Annotated in this window: 12 protein-coding genes; 1 reads left to right on the top strand and 11 read right to left on the bottom strand. The window is 50.5% G+C overall.

The window, feature by feature from the left end:
* Nucleotides 1–5: 5 nt before the first annotated feature.
* The 11 genes from ACXAGR_RS12870 to ACXAGR_RS12820 all read right to left on the bottom strand — a co-directional run bounded on the left by ACXAGR_RS12870 (nucleotide 6) and on the right by ACXAGR_RS12820 (nucleotide 18,262).
* Nucleotides 6–3,698: an AAA family ATPase gene (locus tag ACXAGR_RS12870; RefSeq protein ID WP_474850859.1), complete on the bottom strand. Its 3,693-nt coding sequence runs from the start codon at nucleotides 3,696–3,698 to the stop codon at nucleotides 6–8.
* Nucleotides 3,695–4,918 (bottom strand): exonuclease subunit SbcD, encoded by a 1,224-nt coding sequence (sbcD, locus tag ACXAGR_RS12865; protein ID WP_474850857.1) that lies wholly within the window; start codon nucleotides 4,916–4,918, stop codon nucleotides 3,695–3,697. Before sbcD ends, ACXAGR_RS12870 begins: the two co-directional genes overlap by 4 nt.
* Nucleotides 4,919–5,031: 113 nt before the next feature.
* Entirely contained in the window at nucleotides 5,032–5,760 is a 729-nt protein-coding gene (locus ACXAGR_RS12860; RefSeq protein ID WP_474846420.1) for a transglutaminase-like cysteine peptidase, read from the bottom strand.
* Between the two features lie 55 nt (nucleotides 5,761–5,815).
* Entirely contained in the window at nucleotides 5,816–7,750 is a 1,935-nt protein-coding gene (locus ACXAGR_RS12855; protein WP_474846422.1) for a bifunctional diguanylate cyclase/phosphodiesterase, read from the bottom strand.
* A gap of 11 nt (nucleotides 7,751–7,761) precedes the next feature.
* Complete coding sequence (locus ACXAGR_RS12850; protein ID WP_474850855.1) at nucleotides 7,762–9,006, bottom strand: sensor histidine kinase; 1,245 nt, start codon at nucleotides 9,004–9,006, stop codon at nucleotides 7,762–7,764.
* Nucleotides 9,007–9,018: 12 nt separating this feature from the next.
* The gene (locus ACXAGR_RS12845; RefSeq protein ID WP_474850854.1) at nucleotides 9,019–10,566 is read right to left on the bottom strand and encodes a DUF3369 domain-containing protein; all 1,548 of its coding nucleotides are present in this window, start codon (nucleotides 10,564–10,566) and stop codon (nucleotides 9,019–9,021) included.
* Between the two features lie 3 nt (nucleotides 10,567–10,569).
* Entirely contained in the window at nucleotides 10,570–12,231 is a 1,662-nt protein-coding gene (locus ACXAGR_RS12840; protein ID WP_474850852.1) for a sensor histidine kinase, read from the bottom strand.
* Nucleotides 12,232–12,258: 27 nt separating this feature from the next.
* Complete coding sequence (locus ACXAGR_RS12835) at nucleotides 12,259–12,849, bottom strand: response regulator transcription factor (RefSeq protein ID WP_474850850.1); 591 nt, start codon at nucleotides 12,847–12,849, stop codon at nucleotides 12,259–12,261.
* A 2-nt stretch (nucleotides 12,850–12,851) separates the two neighbouring features.
* The gene (locus tag ACXAGR_RS12830) at nucleotides 12,852–14,183 is read right to left on the bottom strand and encodes an HlyD family type I secretion periplasmic adaptor subunit (protein ID WP_474850848.1); all 1,332 of its coding nucleotides are present in this window, start codon (nucleotides 14,181–14,183) and stop codon (nucleotides 12,852–12,854) included.
* A gap of 9 nt (nucleotides 14,184–14,192) precedes the next feature.
* Nucleotides 14,193–16,358 (bottom strand): type I secretion system permease/ATPase, encoded by a 2,166-nt coding sequence (locus ACXAGR_RS12825; protein ID WP_474850847.1) that lies wholly within the window; start codon nucleotides 16,356–16,358, stop codon nucleotides 14,193–14,195.
* On the bottom strand, nucleotides 16,358–18,262 hold the full coding sequence (locus ACXAGR_RS12820; RefSeq protein WP_474850845.1) for a TolC family outer membrane protein: 1,905 nt from the start codon (nucleotides 18,260–18,262) through the stop codon (nucleotides 16,358–16,360). Before ACXAGR_RS12820 ends, ACXAGR_RS12825 begins: the two co-directional genes overlap by 1 nt.
* A 242-nt stretch (nucleotides 18,263–18,504) precedes the next feature.
* Between ACXAGR_RS12820 and ACXAGR_RS12815 the strand changes: the two genes are divergently transcribed.
* The coding region (locus tag ACXAGR_RS12815) for an Ig-like domain-containing protein (RefSeq protein ID WP_474850843.1) at nucleotides 18,505–22,585 on the top strand (4,081 nt) is incomplete at its 3' end.

Genomic DNA, 22,585 nt, shown 5'->3' with positions numbered 1-22,585 from the left:
TTTTACTATCCGGCAAGAGGGGCTTCAGGGGAAAAGCGGAAACTTTTATCCAGCTCACTGATCCCGAGGCCACTTCGCTTATTCACCCTGATCTGTACCGGGATCCGTTCTTTCATCGCTTCGATATGGCTGATCACGCCAATCATTTTGCCGGAGGCGTTTAAGTTATCCAGCGCATCCAGTGCAATATCAAGTGTTTGAGCATCCAGCGTACCAAATCCTTCGTCCAGAAACAGCGAATCAATGCTGGTTTTATGACTGACAAGATCAGACAGCGCCAGTGCCAGCGACAAACTGACCAGAAAGCTCTCGCCACCGGATAAAGTCCGGGTGTCTCTGGCGATATCGCCCTGCCAGGTATCCACTACCAGAATAGCCATACCGTCCGCCTGCTTTCGCTGCAACCTGTAGCGGCCATGCAGACGTTGTAACTGACGGTTCGCCAGCACAATGAGATTGTCCAATGTCAGGCCTTGCGCAAATTTTCGGAATTTATCACCGGTGGCGGAACCGATGAGACCGTGCAGGGCCGATGTGATCTCAAACGCCTGTTCTTTTTCCGCTATACCTTCTGACAAACTGTACAATTTCTCACGCTGCTCATCATCAGCCTGACATCTGGCAGCCAGTTCTCCCCGCCGGGTGAGAATGCGATCCCGTTCTTCATTCGCCTGCTGATATTTACTCTGCAACTCATCGCCGTCAGCTTGTTGCCACAATGCGGCCTGTTCATCATTGAGCCAGCTGTTGTACTGCATACTGGCGCTTTCAAATAACGCCGAATGACGTTGAGTTGCGGCTTCCAGGGTTTGCTTCTCCCGGCTGAGCTGATCACGTAGTCCGGGTGTGAGTAACGCATTTTGAAAAGCCATATCGCTGTCAAAACCGGCCCGGTTACGCTGCATCTGCCAGCGTTCAGATAACTCTTCCGTCTTTTGCTGCGCGGATCCCAGCGCTTCAACAGCAGCGTTTAATGAAGATGTAACGCCGGTGTGATGCTCCTTTGCGGCCGTTGCCCGCTCCTGTGCCTGCTGTGCAAACTGCTTGGCCTGCGCGATGCGCTGTTCCGCTTCCGTGATGACTGTTTGCGACGGGGTTGTACCGGCCAGAGCATGGCGTTCGGTTTGATGCTGAGTAAGGGTTTCACATAAAGCGTTAAATGCAGTACTCAGCTTACCGGCCTGCGCTTTTGCTGCCTGCCAGTTTTGCTGTGCATTTTCACGATACACCGCCTGCTGTGATGCCTGCTGCTCAAGTGCAGTCACCTGCTCTTTAGTATCAGCCCATTGCTGCGCTTTCTCTTCAAGCCCGCCCAGCCAGGCTGAAAAATCCGATGGCGGTAACGGATGTCCGGCGTCAGCGGTTTCTTTCGCTATGGCATTGTGCAGCGCAACACATTGTTGTTGTGCGCTTTTAAGTGCACTTTGTGTGTCACCAGCCTGCTTCTGATATTGGGCCAACCGTTCAGCTGCGAGTGCTACCTGATTTTCACCATGACTTACCTGCCGTTGCAGCTCGTTCAGTTCTGTCGTGAGTGCTGCAAGCTTTTCCTTCTCAAGATTTGCTCTGCTTCGCTGTTCCCGCAGCGCTGCCCCTCGATTTTTTTGCTGCTGCTCATATTGAGTCAGTCCGGTTTCATCATTCAGAGAAACAGAAATACCAGCTTCCTGCGATATGCTTTCCCACTGTAAGGCAATGTCATCTGAATCTTGCACAGCTTTTTCCAGCGCCTGCGTGGTTTGTTCCAGTCCGATCCTTAATCTCTCACAAAGCTCGTTTTGCGCAATGCCGCGACTTTCCGCCTCTTTGAGTTGTGCTTCCAGTTCGTGTTTGCGGGTTAAAGTAGCAGACACATCCAGTGCGACCTCCCCGGAGGCAGGATGAGACAATGAGCCGCATAGCGGACAAGCCTCGCCGTCAGTCAGTTGCATCCGGTACTCTGCCAGTTGCTCCTCTTGTTTCAGCAATAACGTGACATCCTTTAAAGACTGCCTGAGAGCAACAAATTCTTCGCGCATGAAGCCACGTAGCTTTACCGCTTCATCGTAGTCACTTTGCAGCCTCGCCTGTTCAGCTTTGTGCTCAGACTGTTTCCCGCATAACTTCAGGTATTGCTGTTGTAACGACATCGCCCGGTTAAGCGGTGCCCAGCCCTGTTCTATGGCCAGTAACTCCTTTTCGATCTGCTGCCCGTTTAGCTCAGCGGCCAGCGAATCTACTGTCTGCTGTTGTTTTACCACAGCAGACTGCTTGTCGTTATAAAAATTGATAACCTCATTGCGGGCTTTTTCCGCCTGTGCAACCTGATGTGTCTGCCTGTCAACCTGCTCACGGGCCTTTATGGCTTCTTCTTCTGAGGTCGCCACGCTGGCGGTGAGCACGCCAAGCTGATTAATTTGTCCGCGCCAGCCTGACAGCTTCGTCAGCAAAACACTGTCGGCCTGATGCTCGTTCAGGTAGTTTTTATGCGCAGTCAGTTGCTCATGCATGCTTACCACCGCCTGCTCATACCCTGCTATATCAGCGGCAAGTTTACCGGTGATTGCTTTTTGCTGCTCCAGCGCAGATTCAAGTTCACGCTTTTCCTGAGTCAGCCTGGCAATATTGTTATCCAGCGGGATCACGCGGTTATGAATAAGTGCAATGCGGGCACTTCCTTCCTGCTCCGCGATTTCCAGGGCTGCGGTGCACTGATCTTTCTCTTTAAGGCTGCTTTCTGCGTGCTGTGCACTTTGCTGTTGCTGCTCTTTCAGCAGTTCATTGCGCTGCTGCAATGTCTGCACTTCAGATTCTGCCGCACTCAGTTGCTCATATTCAGGTTTAATTTGCTCTGCCAGTTCACCCTGCCGCAGTTTTTCTGCCTCCGGCGCAAATGCAGTGAGATCATCTTTAGCCTTAGTCAGCGCAGCTTCTGCCTGCTGCTTTTGTGACAAGCGCTGCGCAAAACCGGCCTGCCAGTTCAGTCCGCTCTGCCAGTGTTCACACGCTTCGCGGGCTTCTTTCAGCGTATTGTCAGCCTGCGCCAGTGCCGAAATCAGCGACGCTCTTTCCTCATCACTCAGCACAGAAATGTTATTGCGGTTTCCCCGCAGCAATGCCAGTTCCTGTTCAGCCTCTTTATATTTTTCATGCACGTGGCGGGAAATCTCACCGTAGATTTCGGTGCCGGTCAGCTCTTCAAGCAGCTCCGCTCTTTCGTTTTCCTGCGCATTCAGGAAGGCTGCAAAGTCCCCCTGCGACAACATCATGGATTTAGTAAAACGGGCAAAGTTTAAACCGGTGATCCGCTCTATCTCGTCGGCTTTCGGGCGTATTTGTGTAGCCAGTACCTTGCCGCTTTCTACTTCGGCCAGTTCCACTTCCGCCGGTTGCAGGTTTCCGCCGGCATGACCCCGTGCCCGCCGCATACTCCAGAAAGCACGGTAGGCCGTGCCCTTAACAGAGAACTCAACTTCAGCCAGACAGTCACCTGTGCCACGGGTCATGATTTCATTGGATGACGCAGACAGCTGGCCGAGCCTGGGCGTCTGATGATAAAGCGCCAGACAGATTGCATCCAGCAAGGTAGTTTTGCCTGCTCCGGTAGCACCGGTGATGGCAAAGAGTCCGTTATCCGTAAACGGTGCGCCGGTGAAATCCAGCTTCCACTCACCTTTAAGCGCATTGAGGTTTTTAAGCCGCAGGGTCAATATTTTCATTGTGCTGCTTCCCCTGCATCAAGGCCCGATACCACTTCACGGAACTGTGTACGCAACTCTGCTTTCACCTCTTCCTCTGTGGCCTCATCCATTAACAGCAAGCGCCGCTCAAAGACCTCTTCCGGCGACAGTTCTGACAAATCCTGTTCATATTCTGCCGTCAACGACGCTGCAGCCCTTTCATGAACCCGCCTGAGTTGCAGTACCTCTACCGGCTTATCTTCTGTCATTGCCTGAATGCGCTGATGCAAATCAGACAAATGCCCCTGCGAGGTGACTTCGATACACAGCCAGGTGGTTGCTGCCGTATCAGTGAACGCTTTCAGTGACTGCTCAATGGTATCCAGATCGCCACGGATAACTGCCATAGGCTGGAAAACCGGTACGGGAAGGGCTTCGATAGCAGGGGTTGTGCTGCCCTCAAAACTCACCAGCACCACCTGCTTTTGTGTACCCAGCTCATCAAAACTGAGAGCAACAGGAGAACCGCTGTAGCGGATATGCTCTGATTTAGCCACTTTCTGTGGCCGGTGAATGTGGCCCAGCGCAATATAATCTGCCGGCGGAAAGCCGTCGGCGGCGAAGCCTTCCAGCGTACCGATGTAGATATCCCGCACACTGGACGAGGCTGATACGCCAAGCGCAGTAAGATGACCTGTAGCAACAACAGGAACGGCTTTTCCTGAAATTTCACGGCGCTCAGCCGCGACATCGTACACACTCCGGTAGTGAGCTTTGATTGCATCACCCAGGTGCTGTTTCTTCTCATCTGTGGACTGACCCGCAGCACTGACCAGCACGTCTCTGGGGCGGATGAACGGGATCGCACAAACAAATGCGCCGGTTTCGCCGTTTTTATCTTTAAGTTCTACTACCTGATCTGCCGGGTTTTCCAGCACCGAGGCAATAACATGGGTATTCAGACAAGACAGCAGCCCCCGTGTTTCATTCAGCACTGACACAGAGTCATGGTTTCCGCCCAGCACAATCAGGGTACAGCGGTGAGCCTGCAAAGCCACCACAAAACGGTTATACATTTCTCTGGCATAACTGGGTGGCGTGCCGGTATCAAACACATCGCCGGCAACGATGATGGCATCAACTTGTTGCGCTTCTACAACCTGCAACAGCCAGTCGAGAAACTGCTGATGTTCGTCTTTGCGGTTTTGGGTAAAAAAGCTCTGACCGAGATGCCAGTCTGAGGAATGGAGGATTTTCATAAGAACAACAATATAAAGTCAGAGACACATCATGCCTTATGTTGACCACACCGGCGCGGCGAGTCAACAATCCGCCGCGGCACCGGCGATGATTCGTGCAGGCTTAAGCGGGATCAGGATGTTACTGTGATGCCTTCAGAGCTGATTTTGTCCAGCACATTACGCCACCGTGATAATCTGGCCGAAGGAGAACCGGATGATTGCTTCTGGCCCGGAGACCAGATCCCCATACTGTTAAAACTGAACACAGGAATGAGATCTGTTCGCTGCCGTGCTGGCAACACTTCTGAAATTAAACTGTCGAGGATCATAGGCTGACTGGTGGGAGTTTCATAATAACCCAGAACCATGTGCGCCTGAGTCACAGTGCTGCGGCGCCCGCCCACTTTAGCTTTTACGTAGATAAGACGCAGCTTTTCTTCGGCGACCCCCAATTTGAGCAGGAAGATGTATTTAGCTATAGCGTAATCTTCACAATCGCCCAGTTCTTTAGCCAGAAACTCTGCAGGTGATGCCCAGTAATCGCTTTGCTTCCAGACGATATCATCGGTTTTGTAGGTTACATTATCGCGAAAGTAAGCATTAACCAGAAGAAGCTGTTTAGACTCCGGCAGATTCTGCGCTTCATTGAACATGCCTTCCAGACCCGCCTGGCGGCCTGCATTAACTTTACCGCCATGTCTGGCGACGGCCTGCCAGAATTTGCCAAAATTAATATCGACAAATGCGCGGGTAACAAATGCGTTTGTCAGCAGGAAACAGGCAATCACCATAATGCACAGCCGGCGCTGACTGAATGATATGGGGTTACCCTGAAAGAGTGGCTGTTTCAACAGGAGCACAACTACTTACCCTGATAAAGACTGAGCATGTACTGTACCACGTACGGCGAGTTTGTCACTTTACTGCAACCTGATCGTCAATGTTTAGCCGCGCCACACCGTCGAAACCGATAGACAGCAGAACTTCCTCGTCTTTTTCAGATACTACGCCATCGGCAATCACCGCCATTCCCAGGGAGTGGGCAAGATCGGCAAGACCATTCAGGTAAACCTGATTTGAGCGGTTGTTCACCACGTCATACACGTAAGTACTGTCAATCTTCAGGTATTTAAGGCCAAATTCATGCACATCGGCCACCTTCGAAAAGCTTTCTCCCACTCTTTTGAGCCCGGTATCCACTTTGAAATAATCAGCCAGCTCACAAAACTGACGGAAGGATTTAGGATGGCTTGCAGCTGTATGCTCCCGCAACTCCAGCGATAACCGGGTGATCACATCCTGATTCGATTTTAATAAATCTTCCAGTTGTGATCTGTTAAACGTATCCAGGATTGTTTCCTGATAAAGAAGCACCGCGCAGCATTTTTCGGGATTATCTTTCAGCCATGCCAGCGCTTTATTCAGAGCAAGAAGGTCGATTTTATCAACCGTATCAAAGCGGCGGGCCGCTTCAGTAAAACGTCCGAATCCTCGCATTTCATCGCCGTCTTTATACAGCACGAAAGCCTGATAATGCATGGTTTTACCGCTGTGGGTATGAACACTCACTGTCATCAGTTCGGCAGACTGACTGGCGATGTCGAAATCCTTCTGCCATTTCTCTTTGCTGTCACAGCGATAGTGCGTTTCCGGCAACGGCTGCAGATTAAAACCGAAAACAATTTCACTTTCCTGCACTTCTTCCAGTAATCCGTCAACCCGGTCGAGCAGTTCGTAACTCGCTTCATCAGCCCGGATGTAGACGCCGGCGGTGACGCAGTGAATATTCAAATCGGCAAAATCCGGACTGTGCTCCAGCGGATTGTCTTCCATAAACACTTCCTGAATCCCTTCCAGATCACGGCACTCTGTCAGCAATACACAAATATCTGTTTCATTGATTCGGGCCATGCGGAAGTCGGTGTAAAGCTCACTGTGTTCACGGTAGAAGCCGTCCAGTCTGTCAGCAAACTCTTTTACGAACTGATTAAAAATCTCCGGCGCAAACGCCTGAATATCGCCTTTGTCTTTCATCAGACTGTGCATGAGCAACACGTTCTGACCATCTTTATCACGAAATCTCAGTTGAGACTCCAGCAGTGTAAAGAAGGCATTGATATTAGGAATATTCGTCACCGGATCATGCTGTTCCCGTTCTCTGGCAAGTTCAAGCCGGCGGTTGTTCTCTATGAGGTTTGCTTTAAAGCGGTCGGCCAGCGAGTTCATGGCATTTACCACCCGGGCAAAGTCGGCGGTCCAGGGAAGCGCAATTTTTATAAACTTCCTCTCTGAAAAACTGTTGGCCTGGTCGACAATAGTCCCCAACGGTTTCAGGATGACACGTAAAATGAGGGAGCCGATTATCCCGATCCCTACAGTGAGGATCACGATACTCATCACAAAACTTTTAAACTTCGACCACAATGTATCCATGGCAAAGGCAGTCTGACTTTCCACATAAAGGGTGCCAAACTGATCCCAACCGTCACTCACCTGGGAAATGCCGGGCGGCACGGTCAGTTCCGCCATGGACTGAAACCAGTCCGGCGCGTTTGACGCTTCCCCCTCAAAGTAGATTTCGTCGATAACATTCCCGTCCGTGCCTTCAAGCCGGATAAGCGAATAATGCCCTGAATCGAATTTTGCAGACAACATGAGGCGAATGCCGGCTGGTGATTTCTCCGCCTGCGTCAGCACCAGTGCCAGTGAATTCGCATCATCAATGTTCTTCAGATACAGCTGTTCCTCGGTGTTTTTCTGCGTAGAGAAAAATAGCACCAGAAAGCTCACCACACTGTTAATGGCAATAATGGTGAGAATGGCAATCCACAGCTGCTTATTCAGGGTCATTAACAACTACTCTATTCAGCGTCTATCTCAACGGGAAGGACCATAACAAACTCAGTCCCCTTACCCACTTCACTTTTTAGTGTCAGCTGTCCCTGCATCTTGTTTTCTGTCAGGTTCTTCACGATATGTAACCCCAAACCGCTGCCACCTTCTTCACGGCGGGTGGTAAAATAGGGCTCAAACATCACTTCACGAAACTCTTCAGGGATCCCTTTACCGTTATCATTGAAGGTGATCGTTGCCTTGCCATCCGCTGATTCTGCCCTGATTTGAATTTTAGGGGACGTAATGGATTTATCGAATGCGTGAATAGATGCATTGAACAGTAAGTTTGTCAGCACCTGAGACAGGGCTCCCGGAAAACCCTTCATAAAAAAGGAGTCGGGCACCTGACAATCCAGCACAATTTCAATTTGCTTCGCTTTCAACTGCGGTTTTACGCTGCTCAGCACACTTTCGATGGTGCCCTTCAGCGGGAACGCCATCAGCACATCAGCGCTTTGGTTTACCGCATTGGTTTTAAAGTCACGGATGAGTTTGGCAGCACGCCCTAAGTTGAACGAGAGCAAATCGCTCACTTCGTTACTGTCGTCTATAAAGTCTGAGAAGTACTCTTCTGTTAGTGTTCCGTCTTTAAAACTTTTATCAAGATCGTCAACACTTTCTTTAAGGTGCGATAAAGATGTAATCGCCACCCCGAGAGGGTTGTTTACCTCGTGAGCCACCGTTGCAACCATGCCACCTAAGTTGCACAGTTTCTCCATTTCGATGGCCGCTTCCTTCTTTTCCTTCAGATACTCACTTTCTATGAGTAGCGGTGTGAATTCGTCCAGCAATTTAGTCAGGCCTGCATCGTTTTCATCTACCGGCGTTTGCGTTACCAGAACAATGAATCCCCCCACATGGTCTTCATCGGCAATCACATACACAGAGCAAACTTTATCCGCCATGCCTGCCTGTGCCATCCAGTCAGAGAAACTGTCATCAACGACACTGCGTTCTGCCCAGCGGTTTCCCCCCTTACCGGCCAGCAAGGAACTTAACATGCTGTTTTCCAGTTGACGGCCGGGAATACACCCCATGCAGTCCACGGCAATACTGGCCTCGTCACTCACATGCCAGCTTGATACATGATAACAATCAGCACCAATGTAAACGGCCTGATCCAGCAGCGGAAACTGAGACTGTACCGGGAGTGCCCGCAGCAAATCAGGGCTGAGTAACGCCGCCATCGATTCGGTTACAGATTTGGACACGATACTCTCCTCTTAATCCGGATAGCGGGTACGCAGAGCCCAGAAGTCATCAAAATTGGCCAGTAAGATTTCCGCCAGTTGCGGATCAAACTGTTCACCTTTTTGCGCTTCTATTTCTGAAATAATGTTTTCTTTCGGCCACGCCTCTTTATAGCTGCGTTTTGAGCCCATGGAATCAAAGGCATCTGCCAGCGCCGTGATCCTCGCTGCCAGAGGGATGTCTTCGCCCTTCAGACCCTCAGGGTAACCGCCACCGTTCCACTGCTCGTGATGTGCATAGCAAATCTTCGCCGCATTCTTAATCATGGGTTTGTTAGAAAGGCTCAGCATATCCGCACCGACTTTGGGGTGAGACTTCATGATGTCCCACTCCTCAGGGGTCAGCTCTCCGGGTTTGTGTAAAATAGTATCAGGTATGGCGACTTTGCCCAGATTGTGAACCGGTGCAAAACGGCGGATATTTTCAGCTTCATCATCGCTTAAACCTGCCATAATCGCGAGTTTGTAGCTGATTTCTGCCACACGTTTAACATGCGCGCCAACTTCCTTGGTGCGTAATTCAACAGCGTTCCCCAACATGTGGATAATGTCTTTTTGTGTCTCTGAAATTTCTTCTGTAATCATCAGGTTTTCGTAAACCAGCGAGACGTTTATGCAGTAAATTTCCAGAAACTCTTTCTGTGCATCAGAAAGCGTACCTTTGGTGTCGATAAACAACAGGTTTTCATAACCCAGGTCGGTACAGTTATAGAACACATAGCCAGAAGGGAAATGCTGAGACTGTTTAGAAGCCAAAACCTGTTTAAAGCAGTTTTCCACTTCGTCAGGCACTTCAGGTTGGTGGCTTTCCTTGATGTCAGCCAAACTTCCGGTAGCTGCCAATACCGTGCGGCCTTTGGTGGCTTCTGCGCTTTGCGGGAAGGTAGAACAATAAATAGCACTGGAGTCAAGTTGCAGCAGGTTCATAATTTCCTTCAGCACCGCTGAGGCGAACTCGTTCAGCGCATGGGTCTGCAACATTTTAGTCGTACTTTCTATGACCTGACGCAAACCTTTCCGGTGGCTTTCAATGGTGGAGATATCGCGGTATGAGCGCAGCCCTGTGTACATCAGAGTTTTCAGCTTCTGGCTGGTTAATTCCGTTTTTTCTTTATAGTCATTAATATCATAGCGCTCAATGACTTCATGTTCAGGCGCCTGACCGGGCTGACCGGTACGTAATACCAACCGGCAGGCTGTGTTGTTCAGCTCTTTACGCACATAATGCACCACATCCAGGCCGGCATGATCCGTTTCCATTACTACGTCCACGAGGGCCAGCGCGATGTCGGTCTCTTTATCGAAAATCTCTTTCGCTTCTTTTCCGGAATACGCATGCAAAAACTGAATTTTCTTGCCGTCAAAGCGGAAGCGCTTTAACGTCAGGTCGGTTACCCGGTGAACTTCGGTTTCGTCATCGATAATCAACACTTTCAACGGTGAGGTATCTTTCTGCTCTGCCGCGTCATCCACAGACTCAGCTGGTGCAGCTTTCTGCTTGGCAAATAATGGATTCCCCATAGTTTACTCCTTCTCTTCTAAGTCTTTAATTCGTAGTGATATCCACAGACCACCTCCGGGTACTGCACCATGGTTCAGTTCACCTTTCAGCTTACTTTTCACCAGGTTGTACACCACGCTTAAGCCGAGGCCGGCATTACCGGCACCACGGTTGGTGGTATAAAAGGGGTCAAAAATTTGTGCGAGATCTTTCTTTTTCACGCCGCTACCGTTATCTGCAAACTTCAGCAACACAGAGTTACCGAAGGAAGATACCCGGATTGAAATAACACAGTCTTCATCCTTCTTCGCAAACGCATGAACCTCTGAGTTCGATGCGAGGCTGGCGAGCACCTGAGTAATAACAGTAGGGTAGGTTTGGATTTGTGTCCGCTTGCCAATTTCCACATCAAACTTAATCTTCGTTGACATGGCATTCTGCTGATAATGCTCAACAAAGTTTTCAACGATTTCGGCCACGTCAACCAGCTCTGTTTTGGTGGAATCGTCTGCATTAATGACGTCAATTTTCTTAAATGATGCAATCAGCTTAGATGCCCGGCCCATATTTTCCAGCGCCATACCCAGCATTTCCTTGCCTGAGGAGAGAAAATCTTCAAACTTTTCCTGATCCAGTTCACCGCGATCGAAATCTTCCTTCAGATCCCGCATCAAATCGTTCACGTGGGAACAACTGGTAATACTGATCCCCAGGGGCGTATTCACTTCATGGGCGATGCCGGCAACCAGCCCCCCCATTGCACCTATTTTCTCGGCCTCAACCATCTTGCTCTGGGCGAACTTCAAATCCTGCAGGGCCAGTTGCCGGTCATCGCTGAGCTTGTGTAATTTGAACGCGAAATAAACCAGATACAGCACCATCAAACTGAACAGGAAGGCTATGACAGGGATAGCTACATAATATTGGTTGAATAAATTTGCCGGCGGATAAATCACCATGGACCAGACACGGTTAAACAGGAAGATTTCGCCGTTAAAAGGCTTTGCCAGTGTCGCAGAATATTTCACATCAGAAAAAGCCAGTTCTTTTCTGTTTTCTCCCTCACGGTAAACAATGAAATTACTGACAATCCGGTTACTTACAGAAAGCTTGGCAGCGCGGTGTAGATCAACCACCATAGCCAAAAGTAACTTGTGTTCAGGCATTGCCCGAACAAGTAATACGTATTGCTGCTGGCTGTCGTTAACACTGAAAAGATCGGAGGCAAAATTGTCCAGCTTTGTCGCTTCCCGTAACTCAACGTTACGCTTCATCGCCATCGTCACTTCCCGTTTGGTAAATTGGGGATATGAATCAGATGCCAGCCAGTACTGAGGCTCCGGCAAGGTGGTTTTAGCTCCCATTTCACGGGAGTCAAAATTGAAAACGCCGATACCTGCAATGGACAGGTTGTATTCCAGAATCAGACCGCTGAAAGTATTAAATTCCATTGCATCTACATTTGAGGAGGAGTCAAATAACTGATTTACAGAGTGCAGGGTGTACTCCATGTCCTCCAGATTCTCATTAAAATGGTCATTAAACTCTTTAACCGGTCCATCGAAAGATGCCGCGCGCTCCTGCTCTGTCAGTTTCACGTACACCTTGTAACCGCCAAAGGTGCAAAGAATGCTGAAAAGCACACTCAAAAAAGTGAGTACTTTTTTTTGAAATATTAAATTCACCCCTACCTCTCCGGATTCTCAGCGCCGTTAAAGGGCAGTTCGTCTGAATTGGCCAATTTTAAGCAGCAAGGCCACCCTGTCTTTCACTCTGTATTTCTTAAGAATAGACGACATATGCTCTTTTACCGTTCTGACAGTAATATTTAGCTTATCCGCCATATCCTGATTAGAATCACCGTCCAGTAAAAGCCGCAAAACTTCCTTTTCCCGTTCGGTGAGCACTTCGGTCTGCGCTTCTTTAAACTCATAATCCGGATGTTCACTGAGGCGGTGAACCATCGCCGTGACGAGTCCGCCGGGGATCCACATGCCGCCCGCCATGACAGCACTGGCAATTTCATTGCAATGGCGTATCAATTCGGTTCCGTTGCAGTAGCCCCGTCCGCCAACCACCAGACTTCGTTGCATTTCCTTGATATCAGGTGCATGGCTGATCACCACAGGATGCACGCCCAGCACACTGCTTTCCCGCACAAAGCGTAACCAGTCAGTTTCACGGGTATCGACCCAGCAGATCCCCCCGTCAGCAGCAAGGGAAAATGAAACTTCGTGCCACGCTATTGCATCAGATAGCGGTGCATACTCCTTAAGCGACTCTCCTAACACGAAAAATTTCATTCCTAACGTTCTCCTAATGCTGATGAAGAGGCCCTGATAAGCGGGTTTAGCAGGTACTGCATGACGGTACGATTACCGGTGATGATATCTACCTGCACCATCATGCCCGGCAGAATATCCATATTGAGGGCGTTTTTGTCTTCGGTGGAAAGCCTGACGAGGTAGTAAGTCCGGTCCTGATCGTCAGTCACGGTATCAGCACTGATGTGCTCAACGCTGGCTTCCATACCGCCGTAAATAGCAAAATCATAAGCACTGAATTTTAAAATGGCGGGCTGTCCTAATTTCAGAAACGCGATATCTTTGGGTGGGATTTTTGCCTCAACGATTAACCGGTCATCGGCAGGAATAATTTCCACAACGGCACTGCCGGGCGTCACCACACCACCCACAGTATTTACCAGCAGTCGCTGAACGGTACCGGCGACCGGCGACCGGATTTCAGATTGTTTCACCACATCTTCCAGACCGGTTTGAGACTCCTGCAAAGATTGCATGGTCGCAACCGCTTCATTGAGTTCTTCATTCCAGCGGTTCTGCATTTTCAGGCTGGCTTCTTTAAGATTGTTCTGCTCTTCATCTATGGTTGCCTGACTGCGGGTTATTGCAGCCCGTGTGCGCTGAATGGCCCCCTGATTTTCAATAACCTGCTTTTCCAGCCGCAGAATATCGATTTCAGAAACAGCGCCCGAAGCCATCAGCGGACGTGTGACCGTAAGCTCCCGCTGCGCGATAGATAGAGTGTCCTGATATTGCTGTAATTCGGCGCGGTAAGATTGCAAATCCTGCCGGCGCTGGGCAATCCGGCTTTCAAACCTCGACAAGGTTTCTTCCAGTTCTTTCACACTGGAAAAATATAACGCCGTTTCATTGGCAACAATTTCAGGCGCGGCCTGTTTAAGGTCTTCCGGGAAGCTCAATGGCTGCGCCCGTGTCTGTGCCGTCAGCCTGTGAACTTTCGCAGCCACAGCGTTTCTCTTAGAATTGTTTTCCTGCAGCGAAGATAAGTAGCGGGTAGGATCCACTTTCAGGATAATGTCACCGGCGTTGACTTTCTGCCCTTCCCTTACCTGAATGTCCTGAACAATACCGCCGTCATAGGACTGCAAAATCTGTAGCTGGCTGGATGGCACGACTTTACCCTCTCCCCTTGCCACTTCTGCGATGGGAGCAAAACATGCCCACACAATTAATGCCGTGATTGTGAGTACAACCACATAAAGCAGCGCTTTGGCCCGCAGTGGCCGCTGCTGAATACGCGCCCACTCGGCTTCCAAAACCCAGTCATTTTCCGGAGGTGGTGCCAGCCAATCGCGGGCCCATGACATAAGCATAATAAATCCTTAGCCTTTAACCGCAGCAGCGAGACGTTTAATGACTTCCTGACGGGGACCGTCAACAATGATGTGCCCCTGATCGATAACAATAATACGGTCGACCAGTGAGAGAAGAGAGTGCCGGTGGGTATTCAGAATTAAGGTTTTCCCTTTCGTTTCTCTGTCCAGCAGCTCCTTTATACGTTGTTCAGCAGTGGCATCCATGGCCGAAGTCGGTTCATCCATCAGGAACAGGGAGGGACGACGGATGAGTGCCCGTGCCAGAGCAACAGACTGACGTTTGCCACCGGACAGTAATTTTCCACCTTCTCCCACACTGAGATTCAGACCGTCAGGATGATGGTTAACAAAGTCAGTTAAACCGCAGGCATTGAGTATCTCCCAGATAAAATCTTCGTCGTAGTCTTCCTTAAATACCGTAATGTTGTCCCGCAGACTGCCGGTAAACAGATTGATATCCTGAGGTACATAACCAATCTGATTACGCAGCGTACTCGGTTCGTATTGCTGTAAATCAATATTATCCAGAGTGATAAGGCCGCTTGTTGGTGAATAGGCGTGCAGCAACAATTTGTGCAACGTAGTTTTACCGGAACCGTTATTGCCAAGAATTGCTACCCGCTCACCGGCTTCAATGGTCAGGGACATTCTGCTAATCACATGGGATGGCTGCTCCGGATAAGCAAAGGACACTTTATCGAAGTGTAACCGGCCATGAATGCGGGTATGCTGCGTCCACTTTTGTTCGGCTTTTGACTCATCTTCTTTGGCCATTAAATCAGACAAGGTTTCGTAAGCGGTCTTAGCATGATGATATTGTGACAGCAGGCTGGCAGCCTGTGACAGTGGTCCCATTGCGCGGGAAGACAACAAATACGCCGCGATAAGTCCACCTTGTGTAAGTTCGCCGTCCACGATCAGAAATACACCGACGACAATCATAGATACGCCCACGGTCTGCTGGATCCAGAGAGCAGCACTGCTGACCGATGTACCTGCGATACGTAATTTGGCATTGAGTTTTGCCAGATAAATGGAATGCTGTTCCCACTCATGCTGCACATGATGACCGGCATTAAAAAACTTAACGTCATCGAACATGTTGACTGATTCAGTCACCAGCCCGTTTCTGGCTGAGCCGGCTTCACTTGCGCTGCTGGCAAGCCTGGCCATATTGCGCTGGGCGTAAAGCCCGAAACAAATCAGTAAAAGTCCGCCCACCAGAATTGGCAGTGATAAAAAGCCGTTGATGAGCGCAATAATGACAATAAAGAACACGGCGAAGGGCAGATCGACCAGCGCCACAAGGGTCAGTGAGTTCGTAAATCCGCGGATCGCATCAAAAGATTGCAGGTTGTTGACAAAGGCACCGGTGGAAGCCGGCTTTTCCTTAAACGAAAAGCCGAGCACTTTTTGCATCAAATTCGCCGTCAAAGTGATATCAATACGACTGGCTGCCAGTTCAACAAAGAAATGCCGCAGCATACGTAATGAAAACTCGGCAAACAGCACCATAACAGCACCGATAGCCAGTACCCACAACGTTTCCGTCGCCGCGTTCGGCACCACCCTGTCATACACATTCATCACAAACAGTGGCATGGCAAGGGACAGCAGCCCGATGAATATTGAGGCAAGCAATACATCTTTATACAGCGAAATCGCTGAAGCTACGGTATGCCAGAGCCAGTGCACACCTTTTTGAGAATTGGATACCGATGCAGGTTTGCCGATACGCCTGTCCGGACGTAAAAACATGACGAACTGAGTGTAGTCCTTCTCAATATCCTCTATATCGATGACTTCAACGGTTTCAGGTGCTTCCGGGAATACCACTTCAGCCTGACCGGATTCAATCTGACAGGAAACTAACACGCAGGACCGCTGTTCTGACAACACCAGAATTGCCGGCAATAACGCGGGATTTATTTCAGCCAGCTCACGTTTGACTACCTTGCAATTCAGACCCACCCGGCTTGCAGCACGGGGCATCACCGATGGTGATAATTCCCCGTTGTCCATTGGCAATCCTGCCATAACCGCATCGGGCACGAGGGTAATGCCGTGGAAATCACAAATTGCTTTCAGGCAGGCCATCAGGCAGCCGCCATGGATTTCAGAGGATTCTGCCAGCTTCTCGATTGCGGGGGCAGACAACTTAGGTTGCGCCATTAATAGATGTACTCCGGCGAATCTGAAGATGAATTAAGTACCACGACAACGGCTTCCGCACGCCGGTTAGCCAGGTTCGCTTCAGGTGAAATGTCATTGATGAGGGGCTTATCTTCGCCCAAACCGATGGCAGAGATGCGTTGCTCATTACTGCCGGACTGAACCTTCAGCCATTCAGCAACGGCATTGGCACGCCGTACAGAAAGCATCATATTGTAGTGAGACTCCCCTTCCAGAGAGGCGTGGCCGTACACAACGACGCCGGCTGCGGGGTCTTTACCAAGCGTATCCAGCATAGGCTCAAGTTTAACGAGGTATTTAGGGTCCAGTTCAGCAGAGTCAGCGCCGAAAGGAATCACCACTTCTGATTGACGTATCACACCAATGATGTCACCGGAATTTTGCTGCTGAGTTGCGCAACCAAAGTCATCCACTGCGGTATCAAAAGGTGTATCAGGACATTCATCCCACAAGTCGGTAATGCCATCACCGTCTGTATCACGGATCAGAATATTGGTTTCCTGAGACATCACATCGATGGTTTCAGCCGGACAAACGTACATAGGATCGTATACGGCTTCCGACAGACGAATAGCTTCAGTTAAATCAAACTCATCCCGGGTCACCGTAAGGTATTCAGCCAGTTCACCACCACCGGCCATCAAACGTAAAATGGCTTTGTATTGAGTGAATACAGCTTCGGTGTATGCGCGGCCGGATTCATAGGCTTCGTTTTCTGAGTCCAGTAAATCTAATAAAGTCCTGTCACCTATTTTGAATTGATCCAGGTAAGCGGTACGCACCCTGCTGGAAGATAGCCGGTGTTCATTCAGTGCCGGGATCTGTCTGTCGAGGTTGCGAATGTCGTTGTAAGCTATCTGCACTGTCTGACGAACATCCCGGCAGGATTTATCCCGCAGATCTTTAGCCTGATCGGTTACCGCCAGCGCAGCTCGGATCGACGCCCGGTCTGCACCACCGTTGTAAAGATTGTATGAGAACTGGAGTCCGATTTGCCCTTCGGTCTGGGTATTATCAAGGCCCGCATCATCTCTGGACTGAGAACCGTAACTCCCCACCAGATTTAATGTGGGATGATAACGACTCCTGGCTGAATCGATGCCGTAATTGGTTGAATTTACGTTGTACCATGATGCCAGAAAACCGGGGTTGCGCTTGTAGGCTTCAAGTAAACTCTCTTCCATCGATAACGGGATCTCAGCGTTTATGAGATTGTCTACCGGTTCAAGTTCCGCCGGCGGCCGAAACCCGGTTAATCGCAGGAAGCGGGAAGAGACATCATGCAAATTCGACTGTTCGGTCATCACGTTAGATTCAGCCAGGTACAAACGTCCGCTGATTTGTTCCAGATCAGCCCGCCTGGCCACACCGGCAGCAGCACTTTTTTCGATTTGTTTATAAACGTCGACGTGGGTTTTGAGATTGTCTTCTGCCACCAGTAACAACTCGCGGTAAAGCAACACATCCGAGTAGGCAGTGGCAACCTCTAATGAAATCTGTTCTACCTGATTTAACAGTTCAAGAAATCTGACCTTCTTCGCCGACTCGAGACGCTTTACCTCCGAAGAGGTAAAGAAGCCGTCGTAAAGCATTTGGGTAACAGAAATACGGGCTTCATTGGATACGTAACTCTGGTCGAGACCATAGTTCCGGCGCACCAGACTTGAGCTGGCAGTAACATCCACTTTCGGTAGATAGCCCGATCTGGCAATCTTCACATTTTGTTCTGCTTCCAGAAATTCCCGCCACGCTGCCTGCACATCAGGATTTGTGTCAATGGCTTGTTTAACGACTTCTGACAGGCTCACTGGTGCGGCGCTCACAGGCGTACCGCACAGCGAAAAACCTGCTGCCAAACCCACGGCCAAAATTCGAATCAGCATGAATACCCCATTTCCGTTTACCGACAAATTTCCGTTTTCACTATTAATTCCCTGTAGTTGTAAAAGTAGTCACGAACTTTGAAGCCCGCAAACCGGCAGAAATGAATTTTTATTACGGAAAAAAAATTTAATTTTTAATTGCTATAAAAACAGTCATTTAGATTCAGACTGTTCTCTGGTACAGGGTCAAACTTTTTGCGGCGACTAGTTTTTAGTGCATCAAATGCAAAAGGTATTGAATTATGTTGAATGTAACTAATGTGTCCGGTGACGTTTTTATCCGCCTTCCCAACGGGGATGAATTCCCGGTTTCAGCCGGCGACACGATTCCGTCAGATGCGCAAATCGTTTCAGATAATGGTGGCCAGATCATCACTCAGGAACAGGGAGCCATTGATCTTGCGCCGGGTGCATCACAACTGGTAGCAGATGTAGAATCTTTTGAAGCATCAGCTTTCGATGATGAATTCGTGGTCTACGATGATTCTCTTGATGACATGCTTGCCATGGTTAACGGCGGTGATACAGGATTCGATGCGAATGGTTCACAAGATATCCCGGATATTGATGCCCTGCTGAGTGGCGATGGAGACATTCTTGATGCGTTAGAAGAAACTGCGGCCGGTGGCGGCGGTGGTGCAGGTGGCGGCGGTGCGTCATTTGTGCAACTAAGCCGTATTGCTGAAGATGTGGATCCGCTGGCATTTGATTATGAGCCGGCGACTGCAGAACCACAGAATATCGAGCAGGATCCTGCCAGTACAGCGACTCAGGACGAACCCACTACACTGGACAACATCACCATTTCCGGTGATTTTCCGCCTGTAGTAGCCGGTGATTCTAACCTGGAACCCGGTACTCCGATTACAATTACAGTTATTGATGAGACTGGCGCTGAAACAGTTATTGACGTTATCGTTGCAGATGATGGCAGTTTCAATGCTACCTTACCGGATACGCTGGAAGACGGTACTTTCGATGTTGTAGTTGAAGCGCCGGATCCTCAGAACGGCACAGTTACGGTATCAGAAACATTCGTGGTTGATACCACGCCTCCCACTATCGATGTAAATCCCATCGAGGTTACCAATGATGAGTTTCCCGAAGTCAGCGGCACTTCAGATTTGCCTGCAGGCAGCGAAATATCCATCACGATTACTGATTCGGACGGAAACGAGCAAACTATCACTGCTATCGTTCTTGAAGATGGCAGCTTCTCTGCAACGCCGGTAGCCCCTCTTGCGGAAGGCGCTTTTGATGTAGTGGTTACCGCCAGCGATGAAGCGGGTAATACGACGTCAGTGAACGCCACCGGTGAAACAGATTTCACTCCACCAGAGCTTACTTTTGAGGTAAATGCTGCTGAAGGAGAAGCGCCTGTACTGAGCGGTACGACTGATTTGGCTCAGGGCAGTGTCGTTGAAATTACCGTGACCGGCGCAGATGGCAGCACTCAAACATTTACTGCCGATGTCCTCGCGGACGGCAGTTTTAATCTGACTTTACCGGACAACTTCGCTGAGGGTGATTACACAGTAGGTGTAACCGCAACGGATGCAGCCGGCAACCAGACTCAGGCTAACGACACCTTCTCTGTAACTGCGGCAGAGCCAGCACCGGCAGAAGAGACAACACCTGACGCACCGGCCGAAACCGGCGAGACAACCACTCCGCGCGAAACCGGCGAAACAACCACTCCGGGCGAAACCGGCGAGACAACGACACCGGGCGAAACCGGCGAGACAACCACTCCGGACGAAACCGGCGAAACAACCACTCCGGGCGAAACCGGCGAAACGACTACTCCGGGCGAAACCGGCGAGACTACTACTCCGGGTGAAGCCGGCGAGACAACTACTCCGGGTGAAACCGGCGAGACAACTACTCCGGGCGAAACCGGCGAAACCACAACTCCGGGTGAAACCGGCGAAACCACAACTCCGGGTGAAGCCGGCGAGACAACTACTCCGGGTGAAACCGGCGAGACAACTACTCCGGGTGAAACCGGAGAAACAACCACTACTCCTGAGGGTGGCGACACTACAACTTCCCCTGAAGGTGGCACCACTACCCCGCCTCCCTCAGAAGGCTCGACAGATGTCGATCCCTCTGAGCCAGTAGAACCATCAGACCCCGTCGATCCTGTTGAGCCAGATACAACAGCGCCTGAACTGACTATCAATCCACCTGATGTAGATTCCGATACTACGCCTGTCATTTCCGGTACAACGGACTTACCAGCCGGGGAGACCGTCACGCTGACTGTCACTGGTTCAGACGGCAATGAACAAACAATTACAGCTACCGTTGAACCTGACGGCACTTTCAGTGCAGAAGTCCCTGCTGAGCTGGCAGAAGGCGGATTCACTGTTGAGGCCACCGCTACTGACGAAGCAGGTAACACAACTACGGTTACCGCGACTGGTGGTGAAGTTGACACGACTGCCCCAACGGTCACGCTGGATGCGCAAGGTTCAGGCAACGACACCACACCTACTATTTCCGGTACCACCGATTTGCCAGCGGGAGAATCTGTGACGTTGACCGTGACAGATGCGAATGGTGATGCGCAAACTGTAACGGCTACCGTACAGCCAGACGGTACGTTTAGTGCCGATGTGCCTGCGGAAATGGCAGAAGGTAGCTTTACCGTTGAAGCGACAGCCACCGATGCAGCTGGTAATTCCACGACAGCAACAGCGACTGGCGGTGAAGTTGATACGACTGCACCAACAGTCACACTGGATGCGCCAGGTTCAGGCAATGACACCACGCCAACTATTTCTGGTACCACGGATCTGCCAGCCGGTGAATCTGTAACGTTAACCGTGACAGATGCTAACGGCGATGCACAAACTGTAACGGCTACCGTACAACCTGACGGTACGTTCAGTGCCGATGTGCCAGCAGAACTGGCAGAAGGTAGCTACACGGTTGAAGCGACGGCCACTGATGCAGCTGGTAATTCCACGACTGCAACAGCAACTGGCGGTGAAGTTGATACCACTGCCCCAACAGTCACGTTAGATGCTCAGGGCATAGGCAACGACACCACGCCTACCATCTCAGGTACCACGGATCTGCCAGCCGGCGCGACTGTGAACATTAACGTCACTGACAGTAACGGAGATGTACAAACTTTTACAGCCACCGTTCAACCAGATGGTACTTTTAGTGCGGACGTACCCGCAGAGCTGGCTGAAAGCAGCTATACAGTTCAAGCCACTGCAACAGATGCAGCAGGAAACACAGCATCTGCAACCACTTCAGGCAACCTGGACACCACTGCGCCGACAGTCACACTGGATGCACAAGGCACAGGCAACGACACCACACCGACTATCTCAGGCACCACGGACCTGCCAGCCGGTGAATCCGTCACCTTGACGGTGACCGATGCGAATGGTGATGCGCAGACTGTTACCGCAACCGTACAACCAGACGGTACGTTCAGCGCCGATGTCCCTGCAGAAATGGCAGAAGGCAACTTCACCATTGATGCAGCCGCCACGGATGCAGCCGGTAACACCGGCACTGCTTCAACGTCTGGTACAGTGGATACCACCGCACCGACAGTCACACTTGATGCACAAGGTACCGGTAACGACACCACGCCGACCATTTCTGGTACTACCGACCTGCCGGCAGGCGAATCTGTGACATTAACCGTGACAGATGCCAACGGCGATGCACAAACTGTTACCGCAACCGTGCAGCCAGACGGTACCTTCAGCGCCGATGTGCCTGCAGAAATGGCAGAAGGTAACTTCACCGTTGATGCAGCAGCCACCGATGCAGCCGGTAACACCGGTACGGCTTCAACCAGCGGTAATATCGACACCACTGCACCAACGGTCACTCTTGATGCTCAAGGTACCGGTAACGACACTACCCCGACTATTTCTGGTACCACGGATCTGCCAGCCGGTGAATCAGTGACGTTAACAGTCACTGATGCCAGCGGCGATGCGCAAACCGTCACCGCTACTGTGCAACCTGACGGTACATTCAGTGCCGATGTGCCTGCAGAAATAGCAGAAGGTAACTTCACCGTTGATGCAGCAGCCACGGATGCGGCCGGCAATACCGGCACGGCTTCAACGTCTGGTACGGTGGATACCACTGCTCCAACAGTCACGCTGGATGCACAAGGTACCGGTAACGACACCACACCAACTATTTCAGGCACCACCGATCTGCCAGCCGGTGAATCTGTGACGTTAACCGTGACAGATGCCAACGGCGATGCACAAACCGTCACCGCTACCGTGCAACCTGACGGTACCTTCAGTGCCGATGTCCCTGCAGAACTGGCTGAAGGTA

The sequence above is a fragment of the Alteromonas sp. ABH4_457 genome (genome assembly GCF_056160625.1).
Note: the sequence above shows the minus strand (reverse complement) of the source record. Positions and strands in the feature narration are given on the sequence as shown.